Raw genomic sequence first — 13,462 nt, forward strand, 5'->3', positions numbered from 1 at the left:
TTCATTTTCATAAGTCTTATGATGTATTTTTAATATTCAATTCCTTTATTATAATTTATAAAAAAAGTTCGCTATCTTGCGAACCTTTTAATATTATTGAACATTATTAGTTAATTGTGCTAATAATTTTTCAAAGGCATATTCATATTTTTGAATATCTCCAGCACCCATGAATACGTATACTGCATTCTCATGATTTAAAAGTGGAGATACATTATCTACAGTTACAACTTGAGCAGGTTTCTCTATCTTTTCAGCCAAATCAGATATTTTCACATCACCATGATCTACTTCACGAGCAGATCCATAAATTTCAGCAAGATAAACAGCATCAGCAAGATTTAGACTCTCTGCAAATTCATCAATTAGAGCAATCGTTCTTGTAAATGTATGTGGTTGGAAAACTGCTACAATTTCTCTTTCAGGATACTTTTGTCTAGCTGCATCAATAGTAGCTGCTATTTCTGTTGGATGATGAGCAAAGTCATCAATAATCACAACATCATTTATTTTCTTTTCTGTAAAGCGGCGTTTTACTCCGGGGAATGTGAGCATGTGCTCCTTAATATCCTCAAGGTCAAAACCGATTTGATGTGCAACTCCTACAACAGCAAGAGCGTTCAATACATTGTGTTTACCAAAAGTTGGAACTTTGAACGTACCAAGCTTCTCATCATGATAGTATGCGTCAAAAGTTGATCCATCAGTTGTTCTCTCAACATTTTTAGCAATATAATCATCATTGTCTTCGAAACCATAGAAATAAAGTGGAGCTTTAGTCTCAAGTCTTCTTAAATGCTCATCTTCTCCATATGCGAATACTCCTTTTGTAACTTGATTTGCATAGTCATAGAAGGCAGAATATACATCTTCAACATCAGTAAAGTAGTCTGGATGGTCAAAGTCGACATTAGTAATAATTGAGTATTCTGGATGATAGGGCATGAAATGACGTTCATATTCATCACTCTCAAATACAAAATACTCGCTTTCTGCATCACCTTTACCAGTACCATCACCAATTAAGTAACTTGCATTAGTTGCATAATTGAGAACATGTGAAAGAAGCCCAGTTGTACTCGTTTTACCATGAGCACCAGCAACTCCGATACTTGTAAAGCGTTTCATAAACTCTCCCAAAAACTCATGGTATCTTTTATATTTAAATCCATTCTTCTCAGCAAAAGCAATTTCAACATTATTAGAAGCATGAAAGGCATTCCCTGCTATTAATTCCACATCAGCAGTGATATTTTTTTCATCAAAAGGTAATATTGGAATATCAACAAGTTCTAATCCACGTTGAGTAAAATAGTAATCAGTACTATCACTCCCTTGAACTTCTTCTCCCATTTGACTTAATAACAATGCAAGTGCACTCATTCCTGCACCTTTGATTCCAATAAAATGATATTTTTTTGACATTTCTCTTCCTTCTTTTTAATTACTTCTACTAATTATTTTCTGGCATTGATAGCAACTGTCTCTTTTTTTCAAAATAGTCGTCTTGTTCTTTGTCACCATTTGCCAATTTATTCTTTCTCTCTTGAGCAGAAATTGACTCTTGAGCAAGTGTATCAAAATCTTTTCTTGTTCTTGTCAATTTTGTACCATCTGCTGAGTCTTTTGTTGCTTCAAACTTTTTGCCAACAGTAATAAGTGTGTCATCCTGTGGGAGCTTTCTTTCACCAAGTGGGTGCTGCTTAAGTTCCTTTTTAGGTGAAATCGTTTCTTGTCTTTCAGTTGGATAGACATATCCTTTTGGTCGTTCTGGAGCTACATACTTCGCTTTTTTATGCATAGTCTTCGACTCTTTAGGTAAAAAGCTTTCTTTTTTTGTAGAATCTTTTTTTCTTGGAACATCATTTTGATTAAAAACATCCTTTGTTCCATAAAAATTTTGACCCGTCTTTGACGCAGATGTAGAAACTTTTCTAATATTTGTTGTTCTTGAATTTGAATATTTATTTTCTACTTTTCCAGAAGGAATTTTGGTTAATATATCATCGTTTGTGTAGAGTACTTTATCATCAATTTCCAAAGACTCATCATCACCGATATATGGAAATTGAACTTTTCTAATTTTTTCTGTCATAACTAATACGTCCTTTATTTATTTTTTAATTATAACCTAAATATAACCGCTTTTAAAGTTATAAACCGAGAATTTCCATAATTTCATCTTCAGTAATATTACGATTAGATAAACCGCCATCTAACACAGTAGTTACTAAGTCTTGTTTTTTGCTTTGGATTTCTTTAATTTTTTCTTCAATAGTTCCACGGGTAATTAGCCTAATAACCTCAACAGTACTCTTTTGCCCCATCCTATGAGCTCTTGAGATAGCTTGCTCTTCTACTGAAGGATTCCACCATAAATCGACAAGAATTACAACATCTGCACTTGTCAGATTTAGTCCCATTCCGCCTGCCTTTAATGAAATCAAGAAAGCATCACGACTTCCTGCATTGAAGGCTTTGACCATATCTAAACGCTCTTTAGCTGGTGTTGAACCTGTTAACTTATAGCTTGAAAGTCCTACTTTCTCCATCTCTTCTTCTATGAAGCCAAACATCTTAGTAAACTGAGAAAAGATCAGTGGTCGATGTCCACTTTCCTTAATTTGTTCAAGAAGACTTGTAAGAACTTCAATCTTACCACTTTTACCTGTATAATCTGGCATAAATAGTGCAGGGGTATCACAAATCTGACGTAATCTAGTAATTCCTGATAGGATTTCAATCTTACTCCTATTGAATTCTTCTTTGTTCATCAATCGAATTCTATCTTGCATTGATTGGAGTTGAGCCATGTAAATAACTTTTTGATCATCAGCTAACTCACTATAATGAATCATTTCAAGTTTGTCTGGCAACTCTTTTAGCACATCGTCTTTTTTACGTCTCATTACAAATGGTTTAATTGCTCTTGAAATACTTTCAGGTGTTGATTTAGTAAACTTTTTCTTATTTCCAAATAAACCTGGCATCACAATATTGAAAAGTGCCCACATTTCCTCTAAACGATTTTCAATTGGAGTGCCACTCAAGGCGAAGACCGTTTCAACTTTCAAACGAGAGAGTGCCTTATTTGTCTTACTTTGGGCATTTTTTACCGTCTGAGCTTCATCCATAAGTAAAAATTTAAGATTTTTTTCTTGATAATCTTCTAAATCCTTAAGGAATGAGCCGTAACTCGTAATATATACTTGATGATCTTCTTTGATGACTTCTTGACGATATTTTTTAGTTCCTTCAACGACCACTACTTCCATATCTGGTGAAAATTTGTGAAACTCACTTTCCCAGTTATAAATCAAACTAGATGGTGCGACTATTATGGTCTTATCGTCATCTTGCATGCTTGATGTTAAATAAGTAATAGCTTGTAATGTTTTACCTAGCCCCATATCATCAGCCAAAATACCACCCATATGATGACTGGTAAGCATCTTCATCCACTTAACTCCATCAATCTGATAATTACGTAAACTAGCATTTATGTTGTCAGGAATTTCAAGTGGGAACTCCTCTGGATGTGTTAAATCTGTATAAAGGTTTTTAAATTCATCCGAATATTTGACTGATTCGACATTTTCAAATATTTTAGCTATTTGGAAAGTTCTATATGATGGTAAAGTAAGTCGTCCATCTTCTGTCTGAATACTATCACCTAACTCATTTAAAACATTTCTAATCGGTTGGAAGTTCTTTTTATCAAAAAGTAAAACTTTCCCTGATTGAGTTATGTAATGATCCTCATTTGCTTGTAGTTTCTTGATGACTTTTTCGAGTTCCGAGTCAGCAATATCTGGCAAATCAAATCTAATGTCAAGTAGGTTACCACTTGTTGTAATTTCAAGTTCATCACTTGCTTCAACTCTGATATTTTTTAAGGCAGGTGAAAATTCAACCGTACCTAATCTTTCAAATTTTGGAACAGTCTTAGTGAAGAAATTGTATAAATCTTCATTAAAAGGAATTGGCTGTGATGACTCAAATCCTTTTGGAAAACCAGTGTTTGCCATACAAGTGAAGATTTTTTTCTCTTTCAAAAGATCCCTTGAAAAATCTAAAGTTTCTAACTCTTGAATTGAAGAAACTTCAAAGTTCCCATAATCAAAGACTAATGATAATTCCAGTCTATTTGTTAAATCAAAATAAAACTTTGGCTCAAATTTTCTAATTCTGAATGATTTATTGGCCTCTACACTTCCAATAGATTCAAATTTTTCAAGACTTAAAGACAACTCATCTTTATCACTATAATCAAAATTTATAACTGGATTTTCTTGAAATTCAAAATCTTCATAAAGTTTTTTTAATTGATTTATGAGCTTTGCTTGTTCAATTGTTAGTTTATAAAAGAAATTTTCATAATAAAGTACCTTACTTGAATAAAATTCTTTATAGTCTTTTTTATCAATTCTTAAACTTATACTATTGTCACCAGGTGTTACTTTAAACTTAAATAATCTTGCATCTTTATCAAGTGGTATAAAGGAAAAGAAGTTAAGCTCTGATGATGCAACTGATATTTTGAAATCAGACAAAAGATATGCAGAATCAAGAACTGATTCAAGCATGCTATAAGAAAGAACAAGAAAACGACCATTTTTTTGATACATGTCACTTTCCAATAAAAGGTCACTTGGAGAAAGTTCAATTAATAATCTAATAAAATCCTGTGAACTGTCGTCAAAGTTTTCTAAGTTAAGCCTCACTAAGTAATCTCGACCAAGTTGATAAATATCTCCTCTTTGAATTACATTGAGAAACAAAGGTATATCTTTCACTACATACGAACGACTTGCTTTAGCTGCTTTTATCTTTATTGTAAGGGCAATTGAATCGCCATGATAGAAAAATTGACTTGATGCTGAAGTCTCGAATGCTTCTACCTCAAGACTTAAGCTATCTTCATAATCATCATCACTTTCATTTATATTTTTCAAAAATTGCGTGCCAAAAAGAAGTTCTTTATTAAGTTTTTGTGTTTTTTCAGCTGTCTCTAAAATTTGATTTGAATCATCTGCTTTTTTATCTTGTTTTAAGTATTCTTCAATTGCAGCAATGTGTTGACAATATTTCTTAGTTGCAAAAAAATCACAACTACAAAAATCATTTTCACCATCTAAATCATATGCCACATTTTGACCCGCAACATTCGCAGATAGAATCATTTTTCCAACTGAGACATCTGCAATCTGATTTTGCTCGTATAACTCTATTCCTTCTGCTCTAATGTAAGCAGGCATCATTCTACTCATCGTTCACACACCTTTAGTTAAATATCCCATTTAGTTTGCGAATATTATAACATATTTGTTACAAAATTTCCATATTTTTCACAATATGTAATAATGAGAATAAAGGTTATAAATTTTTGTGTTTTTATTTGTGTTTTTTTTATAAATAATAAGTTTTTTCTTTAACAAAAATTTTTTTATGATATAATCGATTTTGTACACTTTTTATGTTTGTTCCGTCATTAATTTGGCGGTTTTTTTTTATTTGTTCATCAAAATAAAAAGGAGAGCCATTTTTTTGACACATAAAATATTTTATATTATTCTAACTTTGTAAGGAATGTTACAAAAATATTTCTAAAGTAATATTTAAAGGAGATTATCATGTTTAAAAAGGAAAAAAGGGGATTAATCATTGCAGGTATTGTGATGGCTATTCTCGGAATAATTGCATTAGTTCATCCAGCTCATTCACTTGAAGCAATTATTATTATCGTTGGAGTTTTTAGTATTATAAATGCTGTAATTGCTGGATATATTGCATTTACAACTAGGTTCAAAGAACTACGTAGTAGAGAAATACTTGATATGTTTCTAAATGCAATTGTTGGTTTGATTTTCTTGTTTTCGCCTGACACTGCCGCAGGAACAATAGCACTCATGTTTGCTTTTTGGATCATTTTCCTCTCTGTCTCTAATTTAAGCCTTGCATTTTCAGGATTCGGAATAAGCGGTTTAAGTCGCGTTCTCTTAGTATTAGTAGGTGTATTTGGTATCTTTGCTGGTGTTTCAATGCTTCTTAACTGGGGTGTGTCAGCTGCTTCATTTATTTGGTTTGTAGGAATTTTCCTAGTATCTGAAGGTATTGCAACTATCCTAAGTGGTTTCATGCTCCCATCTGATGAAATTTAATTACAAGTATTTATTTCAATAAAAAAATAAGCCCGTATTTATATACGAGCCTATTTTTTTTCAATATAAATTCTATCAGGATTCCTTCTAAGAGAAAATTTAGCTGGCACATAATCGACCCCACCTTTGACAAAAGGGTTACACCTTAGTATTCTAGCTATCCCCATTATTGTTCCAAAAAATGCACCATGAATTTTAATTGCATCAATCATGTAGTTTGAACATGTTGGGTGATAACGACATGATGCTGGTGTTAATGGAGAGATTCTCCTCTGATAAAATTTCACAAATTTTAATAGAATATTTTTCATTTACTCCACCTTTATATTTTTATATTCTAACATTAATTACAATAAATGATTAGTCATTTGAATTTATTTAGTGATATAATATCAGTATGAATAAAGAAAAAATATTAAAAATTATGGTAGCAGTTTTATCTATTGCTCTCATAGCTGTTCTGGCATATAGGTTTTTTTATAGTTCAAATAGACAAACATCAGAACATAATTTTTTTGAAGCAAAAAAAGAGCAAAGCACGGATAAAAAAGCAAAGAAAAAAGAGAATGACAAAAACACTTGGAAAAAATATGATGATGAGATTAAATTTCCAATCTTAATGTATCACCATATTTCTGAAGTTGTTGATGGAAATACTCTTTTTGTACCACAAAAGGAATTTGAAGAACAAATGCAATCCTTACATGATGCTGGTTATTATACTTTAAGCCCGGAGGAAGCGTATAGAGTATTAACAAAAAATGAAAAACCTGCAGAAAAAATTGTATGGGTAACTTTGGATGATGGTTATGTTGACAATATGAAAAACGCCAAACCAATTCTTGATAAACTAAATATGAAAGCAACAATTAATATCATTTTCAATATGAAAGATGGTGTTGATAAAATGACAGATGATATGCTTCAACAAATTAATAAAGATAAGCTTATTTCACTTGAAAGTCATACAATGGATCATATTGATATGCAGTATGCGGCACCTGACGTTGCCAAGTATCAACTCGAAGCTTCAAAAAAGGGATTAGATGAATTACTACAACAAGATACAAGTGTTATTTGCTACCCATCTGGACGATATAATGATTCTACTCCAGAGCTTGCCAAAAATGCAGGTTATAAATTAGGCATTACTACTAATCCAGGATTAGCAAGTGCCAGCAATGGTCTCTTTACTCTAAATAGAGTCCGTGTCGCTTATGGAAATGATGCACAATCATTTATGAATTTAATCAACCAAGGTCAATAAAAAAATACAATTTATCTTTAATGATAAATTGTATTTTTTTACTAATTACTCTTGTAAAAACCTAATGTATAGCCATCATCTGTTGAATGCATACCAAGTTTTTCGTAGAATTTTCTCGTTTTGATAGTATCATCAGTCAATAATACTTTTTGTCTAACATTAGAATACTTGTCAAAAACATTAGTTAATAGCTGACTACCAATTCCTTGACCCTGATAGTCTTCTAAAACCAATAAGTCTTGAATATATATTATTGTAATACCATCCCCTACCACTCGCACTAAGCCAATTAGTCTTTCATTTTCCCAAGCTTCAAGAATGAAAAGCGATTGCTCCAATGCCTGCACTAGTTTTTCTGGATATCTGGTATATAAAATCCATCCTACATTTTCATAGAGATCCAGCACCTGTTTTGTATCAATCTTTTCACTCGTCTTATATTCGATCATTTTCTTCTCCTTTAATTTTAGTCTAAAAAATTAAAGGTTAATTCTCAACTTATCCATATGGTTACCACCTTTCAGTATTTTCATTATTGTACCATATTTTTTTATTTTTCCTCTTCTGGATACACCATTCCCCAATCATTTCTTAATTGTGTCATTATATCCATCACGTCCTTTGTATAGTCAAGATGCATATTATTTTCAGCACCTGCTACAGCTTCCTCCATATCAGCCACTTCATACTGCAAAGCTTTTTCTGTATCACCTGCTTTGATTATTTCCTTACTATCGTCAGCCACATAAGTGATAATAGCTTCTTGACCACGAGGGTATTCATAAATTTCGACATATCCTTTTTCAAAAGAGATAGTTGCACGTTTTGGTTGTTTTGCATGAAGGGACAAAATAACAGTCGCCATCTCCTCTTCATCATTTTTCAATAAAATGCTAGCCTGCTCATCCACCCCAGTTTCAGCATATTTCACTTGGGATAAAATTTCATTTGGTTTAGAAGACATGAACCAACGAACGAATGATAAGGCGTAAACTCCGATATCAAGGAGGGCACCACCTGCAAGATTGCGGTTAAAGAACCTATTCGTCATATCGTATTCTTTAAAGCTTCCAAAGTTCATTTGAATAAGTCTAAGTTTACCTAATTTCCCTGATTCAATTATCTTGTTCAACTCTTTGTAGATAGGCATATGGAAAATAGTCATGGCCTCTGCCAGAATAACATTATTTTCACGTGCTAACTCTATTGCTTCGTCCAATTCCTCTGAATTAAGGGTAATCGATTTTTCACAAAGAACATGTTTCCCTGCCTTTAAAGCCTTTCTCAAGTATTCAATGTGGGTGTTATGAGGTGTTGAAATATAAATAATATCTACATTTTCATCATCAAATACATCATCAATATTATTGTAAACTTTTTCAATTCCATACTTTTCAGCAAATTCAATACCTTTTGAATGTGTCCTATTAGCAACTGAATATATTTTTTGACCACGCGCTTCCAATGCTTGTGCCAATTGATTTGCAATAATTCCAGTACCTAAAGTTGCCCATCTTAAATCTTTCATTTAATTAACTTCTTTCTCTTTAATTTATTTTTATAATTTCTAATATATTTATATACATAATTATATTAGAAATACTTCCCTTAAACAACAAAATGAAACCCGTGGGAGGTTTCATTTATCTAAATTCAATTATTAAGTCTTCATAAGATCCCATTGGCGAATAAGCTTCAACATTTCCATCTACAAAATATGTTGAACCACCGTAAGCTTGATTTGGATAAGCTGAATTAATCATTGCGACATTTTTTCCTACTAATAACGCTTGATCAGCATACTCTTTTTGAGCACCCTCTTCCCACTCTTTTTTCGTGTAATCAATGAATACTGGCCAAATATACAGATCTGCTTCGAGATCTGCGTATATTCCCGGATGTTCCCAAAAATCTCCACATAGTCCCAAACCAATTTTTTTACCTTCGTAATTAAAGAAGACAGTTTTTGATGAATTATGTAAATAAACAGTTGGATCTGCTTCTTCCACTTTCCAGCCTTGCGAAATTCTACGATAATTAGCCAAAATTTCCCCATTTTTATCAATTACAATATATGAACTATAAAGTTTACCACTATCTTTTTCAATATATCCAAAAGCATGACCAATATTATTTATCTTAGAATATTCTTGTAAATCAGTAATAACCTTGTCTTCTATTGACAGGGCTCGATTTATATCCTCATTAATATTCCAAGTAAGCCCATCAAAGCCTTGGAGATATGCTTCGCCAAAACATATAAAATCGATATCTTTATTATGGTACTTTGAAGATATTTCTTGCAAGTTTTTAATATTTACGGAAAGTTGATTATTTAGAAACTGTGTCGATGTTAATACTAATTTCATTTCAATACCTCATTTTATATCTTTTAACAAGACCTTCTGATATCCTTTTTTACCAAGGAATCTATCCCCTGAGTCTTTGAATCCTGTTTTTAGATAAAGACTTATTGCTGAGAGATTTTTTTCATTGACTCCCAGTACTATTTGTTTAATTTCAGGAAACTCTTTCTTAACAAATTCAGCGAGTGATTCAATTGTTTTAGTCGCATACCCTTTTCTCAAATATTTACTATCTGTTGAAAAAGCTCTAAGTAAAAGTGAATCGTTCTCTTCAGTATACTTAAATTTATCACTACCTTCATCTAAAACAAAGAAGCATATCAAGTTATCATCATTATCTAAAGATAGAACTGGATGATATTTTTTATTATTTACAGATATTTTTAGTGTATCTATTGGGTGGGCAGTATAATATGCATCTTTTAAAAAATAATTACTGACTTTTGAAAAATTACTATCTTCATATAATTTTAATTTCATAATACCCTCTAAAATTAAAAAACTTGCATATTTGCAAGTATCGCTATATATCTTTCTTTACATATATTATAGCACAATAAAAATTGAAAAAACAGACGTTACTTTTTCAGACTTAAGGGTATAATGAAGGAATAGGCTGTTTTTTATTCACTCATCATTTTTTAATAAAGAGAGGTATCATATGGAATATTTTGACAGTAAAATTCGTGCGACGTACAAAGACCTTAAAAAGATTCAGTTTATTAGTTTTCTCACAATTGTATCCCGCTCCCTCCTCAATCTCTATCTTATCTATCAAATACAAATAATTATTGATGCCCTTGTTAATCAAGATAAAGATAAACTATTTGGAAATCTAAAATTAATTTTATTTTCTCTAATTATCTATGTAGCAATTACTTTCCTGTCTCAATATTTTCTGAGACTATTATTTCAAATGGAAAATTTTTCACTTATAAAATTTCTTTACACAAGTATACTTCATAAAGAAAAAATATACTTTGACAGCATTCAAAATGGTGATATATCTTCTAGAATAATGAATGATAGTTCTAAAATAAGTGAATGGAATGGTCAAGGTATTGTACTTTTTCTTGTACAATTATCTACCTTTACATGTACTTTTATTATGATGATTCACTATAGATTATCAATTGCTCTTGTGATTCTTTTCCTGTCACTTTTTTGTTTTTATATTGTTAATAAAATGGGTAAGAAAATGACTCAATATAGTGTAGAAGACCAAGAAATTACTGGTCAACTTAATCAAGATATACTTGAGAGTTTACAGGGTATAAATGATATAAAGCAGTTGAAAAAAGAAAACTTTTTCTCTAATAAAATTAGCGAAAGAATAGATAATGAAAAAATTCCAGTCAACAAGAAAATATCTTTTTATTTTGCAATGTATGTTGGTACTTCTATCATCATCGCTTTTATATTACCAATCATTGCAGTTATTATGGCTAGTATATACGTTGCTAATGGAACAATGACTGTTGGTTCAATTATGGCAGTCTATAGTCTTACTGGTCAACTTGATACACCAATTCGAGTTATATCTGATTCCATAAATAAAAGAAAAGCTGCTATAAAAATGCAAAATAGAGTCAAAGAATTTTATGATTATCAAGAACAAAATATAGATTTAGCTACAGCTCCCGATGATTTTAAACAATTTAACTTTTCAAGCGATTATTTTTCCTTTAGAAATGATCAATCAATACTTAAAAATCTAAATTTTATTATTAAAAAAGGAGAAAGTATCTTAATCAAAGGAAAAAGCGGAGTTGGCAAATCAACACTCGCAAATTTATTAATGACTGATGTTTATGAAAAGAGCTTCTCGGGACAAATTGAATGGAATAATTCTTCAATTTTCTCATTCAATAAACAAGACTATTATTCAAAAATATTAAAATCTCAGCAAGATGCGTTTATCTTTCAAGGAACGATAAGGGAAAATATTTTACTAGATGATAATTTCACTGACAATGAGCTTAAGGAAATTATAAAAGTATGTCAGCTTGATGAACTTATTGATGAAAAAGGAGTAGATTTTATTTTATCTGAAAATGGAAATAATATTAGTGGTGGTCAAAAGCAAAGAATTGAACTTGCACGTATATTAATTCGCAAGCCACAGTTTATTATTCTTGACGAGCCAACAAGTGCTCTTAACCGAGAACTTGCTCAAAAATTTATTTATCACTTAAATATATACTTACAAAAATACCAAATGACTTCTCTCATTATAAGCCATGGTAACGATTTCGATGAATACATTAGTCAGAAAATATTGCTATAAATTTATTAACTTCATAAATATAAAAATAAAAAACAGCATGCGCTGTTTTTTAACTTTCTAAATACTCTTGCCATATTTCATCAAATTTTGATAAATTAAAGGTGAAATCAGCATGAGTTTCTAGATAATTGCTCACTTCTTCAAAATCAGAAGTATGTTTAGGAAATGCAGTGTCTTCAAAAACTAAATTTGCAAGTTTTGTGACATCATCTACTTCCTTATGAGCTTTTTTGGTCATTAAATATTGGTAAAAACTTCGTCTCATTTTTTAATTATTCCTTTGTTTTATACTTCAGGATACCAAGGAAGGGATACATCACTATCAAGTGCCTGATTAGGAGCTACTTGACTTAAAAGTTCAAACCAACCATCATATAGCTCATCAAAAGAACTAATTTCATTTTCCTCATCCCAAATAATATGTGAAAACCAAGCATTACTTGCTGTTTCAAATTGGAGTTCAGCATAATCAAAAACCACTAGTCCTGCATCAGATAGAGTTTCATTGATATAATCAACGACGCTTTCAGCCTGTGGTAAAAGTTGACTACGTAATTTTTCTTGATAGTCGTCTTTTAATTGGTCAATAGAAACAATTTTTTTGTCTATTTGGTAAATTACTTTGAACTCTGGAGTTTTAAAGTTGATTAGAACAAATGCTCTTTCACATTCTTTTGAAACTGCCTTGACTGAATTGATAAGGATATTTTGAGCCATACTTATCCATTCATCATGAGCCATTTCTTTATCATCAATATAAAATTCTTGGTCTAGCTCTTCAATATCAGCATCATTATTATTTATATCTTCAATTTTTTTCTTAAATCTATCAAAAAATCCCATATTACATTTCTACTTCCATTTTTCTTCTAAAAATTTATGGCGTAAGCCACTAGATAGGGCATAACGTAGAGGATCTTTTTTGTAAAAGGCTTGATGGTATTCTTCAGCAGGATAGAAAGTTTGAGCTGGTTCAATTGTCGTCACAATAGGTTTATCAAAAAGACCTGATTCTTGCAGTTGCTTCTTACTTTCTTCAGCAATTTCTTTTTGTCTGTCATCTTCATAGAAAATAACTGGTCGATAGTTGTCACCACGATCTTGAAATTGTCCAAAAGCATCAGTAGGATCTGTTTGTTGCCAATATAGTTCCACTAAATCTTTATAATCAATAACATCATTATCAAAAATTATTTCTATCGCCTCAGTATGACCTGTTTTATGAGTCAATACATCTTCGTAAGTTGGATTAGCAGTAGTTCCGCCAGTGTAGCCCGAAAGCACACTAATGATACCATCTTGTTCTTCAAAAGGTTGAACCATACACCAGAAACAGCCACCAGCAAATATTGCACGTTCTTTCATAATCTTCTCCTTTACT

Annotated in this window: 14 protein-coding genes; 3 read left to right on the plus strand and 11 right to left on the minus strand. The window is 31.3% G+C overall.

Going from position 1 to position 13,462, the window contains the following annotated elements:
- Window positions 1–93 precede the first annotated feature (93 nt).
- The 3 genes from murC to BG261_RS02765 are packed head-to-tail and all read right to left on the minus strand — an operon-like array spanning window position 94 to window position 5,270.
- Entirely contained in the window at window positions 94–1,425 is a 1,332-nt protein-coding gene (murC, locus tag BG261_RS02755; RefSeq protein ID WP_070791645.1) for a UDP-N-acetylmuramate--L-alanine ligase, read from the minus strand.
- Window positions 1,426–1,453: 28 nt separating this feature from the next.
- Window positions 1,454–2,095, minus strand: coding sequence for a hypothetical protein (locus tag BG261_RS02760; RefSeq protein ID WP_070791646.1), 642 nt, complete (start codon window positions 2,093–2,095; stop codon window positions 1,454–1,456).
- 58 nt (window positions 2,096–2,153) lie between these two features.
- Complete coding sequence (locus tag BG261_RS02765) at window positions 2,154–5,270, minus strand: DEAD/DEAH box helicase (protein ID WP_070791647.1); 3,117 nt, start codon at window positions 5,268–5,270, stop codon at window positions 2,154–2,156.
- A 363-nt stretch (window positions 5,271–5,633) separates the two neighbouring features.
- Between BG261_RS02765 and BG261_RS02770 the strand changes: the two genes are divergently transcribed.
- The gene (locus tag BG261_RS02770; protein WP_070791648.1) at window positions 5,634–6,161 is read left to right on the plus strand and encodes an HdeD family acid-resistance protein; all 528 of its coding nucleotides are present in this window, start codon (window positions 5,634–5,636) and stop codon (window positions 6,159–6,161) included.
- 50 nt (window positions 6,162–6,211) lie between these two features.
- Here the strand turns inward: BG261_RS02770 and yidD are convergent, their stop codons facing one another.
- Complete coding sequence (gene yidD, locus BG261_RS02775; protein WP_070791649.1) at window positions 6,212–6,472, minus strand: membrane protein insertion efficiency factor YidD; 261 nt, start codon at window positions 6,470–6,472, stop codon at window positions 6,212–6,214.
- 113 nt (window positions 6,473–6,585) lie between these two features.
- On the opposite strand from yidD, the gene BG261_RS02780 reads away from it, so the two are divergent.
- On the plus strand, window positions 6,586–7,428 hold the full coding sequence (locus BG261_RS02780; RefSeq protein WP_158007174.1) for a polysaccharide deacetylase family protein: 843 nt from the start codon (window positions 6,586–6,588) through the stop codon (window positions 7,426–7,428).
- A gap of 41 nt (window positions 7,429–7,469) precedes the next feature.
- Here the strand turns inward: BG261_RS02780 and BG261_RS02785 are convergent, their stop codons facing one another.
- From BG261_RS02785 to BG261_RS02800, 4 genes are all read right to left on the minus strand, one after another.
- Window positions 7,470–7,877: a GNAT family N-acetyltransferase gene (locus tag BG261_RS02785; RefSeq protein WP_070791650.1), complete on the minus strand. Its 408-nt coding sequence runs from the start codon at window positions 7,875–7,877 to the stop codon at window positions 7,470–7,472.
- Between the two features lie 101 nt (window positions 7,878–7,978).
- Window positions 7,979–8,956, minus strand: a complete 978-nt coding sequence (locus tag BG261_RS02790) for a Gfo/Idh/MocA family protein (RefSeq protein ID WP_070791651.1) — start codon at window positions 8,954–8,956, stop codon at window positions 7,979–7,981.
- A 115-nt stretch (window positions 8,957–9,071) separates the two neighbouring features.
- Window positions 9,072–9,797: a carbon-nitrogen hydrolase family protein gene (locus BG261_RS02795; protein WP_070791652.1), complete on the minus strand. Its 726-nt coding sequence runs from the start codon at window positions 9,795–9,797 to the stop codon at window positions 9,072–9,074.
- Window positions 9,798–9,806: 9 nt separating this feature from the next.
- The gene (locus BG261_RS02800) at window positions 9,807–10,274 is read right to left on the minus strand and encodes a GNAT family N-acetyltransferase (protein ID WP_070791653.1); all 468 of its coding nucleotides are present in this window, start codon (window positions 10,272–10,274) and stop codon (window positions 9,807–9,809) included.
- 181 nt (window positions 10,275–10,455) lie between these two features.
- On the opposite strand from BG261_RS02800, the gene BG261_RS02805 reads away from it, so the two are divergent.
- Entirely contained in the window at window positions 10,456–12,081 is a 1,626-nt protein-coding gene (locus BG261_RS02805; RefSeq protein WP_070791654.1) for an ABC transporter transmembrane domain-containing protein, read from the plus strand.
- A gap of 49 nt (window positions 12,082–12,130) precedes the next feature.
- Here BG261_RS02805 and BG261_RS02810 read toward each other — a convergent pair whose 3' ends face one another.
- From BG261_RS02810 to msrA, 3 genes are read right to left on the minus strand one after another with little or no spacing between them, the layout of a single operon-like run.
- Window positions 12,131–12,346 carry a YozE family protein gene (locus BG261_RS02810; RefSeq protein WP_070791655.1) on the minus strand — a complete coding sequence of 72 codons (216 nt, stop codon included), beginning with the start codon at window positions 12,344–12,346 and terminating at the stop codon, window positions 12,131–12,133.
- A gap of 20 nt (window positions 12,347–12,366) precedes the next feature.
- Window positions 12,367–12,924: a hypothetical protein gene (locus BG261_RS02815; RefSeq protein ID WP_070791656.1), complete on the minus strand. Its 558-nt coding sequence runs from the start codon at window positions 12,922–12,924 to the stop codon at window positions 12,367–12,369.
- A gap of 9 nt (window positions 12,925–12,933) precedes the next feature.
- A complete protein-coding gene (gene msrA / locus BG261_RS02820; RefSeq protein WP_070791657.1) occupies window positions 12,934–13,446 on the minus strand; it encodes a peptide-methionine (S)-S-oxide reductase MsrA in 513 nt (170 codons plus the stop codon).
- Window positions 13,447–13,462 lie beyond the last annotated feature (16 nt).

Source organism: Floricoccus tropicus (assembly GCF_001832905.1).
In the GTDB taxonomy this organism is placed as follows: domain Bacteria; phylum Bacillota; class Bacilli; order Lactobacillales; family Streptococcaceae; genus Floricoccus; species Floricoccus tropicus.

Bases quoted from the DNA above. Each gene is read 5' to 3' on its own strand.
- BG261_RS02800 (WP_070791653.1), bottom strand. From the start codon at position 10,274: ATGAAATTAAAATTATATGAAGATAGTAATTTTTCAAAAGTCAGTAAT.
- msrA (WP_070791657.1), bottom strand. From the start codon at position 13,446: ATGAAAGAACGTGCAATATTTGCTGGTGGCTGTTTCTGGTGTATGGTT.
- BG261_RS02815 (WP_070791656.1), bottom strand. From the start codon at position 12,924: ATGGGATTTTTTGATAGATTTAAGAAAAAAATTGAAGATATAAATAAT.
- BG261_RS02765 (WP_070791647.1), bottom strand. From the start codon at position 5,270: ATGAGTAGAATGATGCCTGCTTACATTAGAGCAGAAGGAATAGAGTTA.
- BG261_RS02760 (WP_070791646.1), bottom strand. From the start codon at position 2,095: ATGACAGAAAAAATTAGAAAAGTTCAATTTCCATATATCGGTGATGAT.
- BG261_RS02780 (WP_158007174.1), top strand. From the start codon at position 6,586: ATGGTAGCAGTTTTATCTATTGCTCTCATAGCTGTTCTGGCATATAGG.
- BG261_RS02795 (WP_070791652.1), bottom strand. From the start codon at position 9,797: ATGAAATTAGTATTAACATCGACACAGTTTCTAAATAATCAACTTTCC.
- BG261_RS02770 (WP_070791648.1), top strand. From the start codon at position 5,634: ATGTTTAAAAAGGAAAAAAGGGGATTAATCATTGCAGGTATTGTGATG.
- yidD (WP_070791649.1), bottom strand. From the start codon at position 6,472: ATGAAAAATATTCTATTAAAATTTGTGAAATTTTATCAGAGGAGAATC.
- BG261_RS02790 (WP_070791651.1), bottom strand. From the start codon at position 8,956: ATGAAAGATTTAAGATGGGCAACTTTAGGTACTGGAATTATTGCAAAT.
- murC (WP_070791645.1), bottom strand. From the start codon at position 1,425: ATGTCAAAAAAATATCATTTTATTGGAATCAAAGGTGCAGGAATGAGT.
- BG261_RS02810 (WP_070791655.1), bottom strand. From the start codon at position 12,346: ATGAGACGAAGTTTTTACCAATATTTAATGACCAAAAAAGCTCATAAG.
- BG261_RS02805 (WP_070791654.1), top strand. From the start codon at position 10,456: ATGGAATATTTTGACAGTAAAATTCGTGCGACGTACAAAGACCTTAAA.
- BG261_RS02785 (WP_070791650.1), bottom strand. From the start codon at position 7,877: ATGATCGAATATAAGACGAGTGAAAAGATTGATACAAAACAGGTGCTG.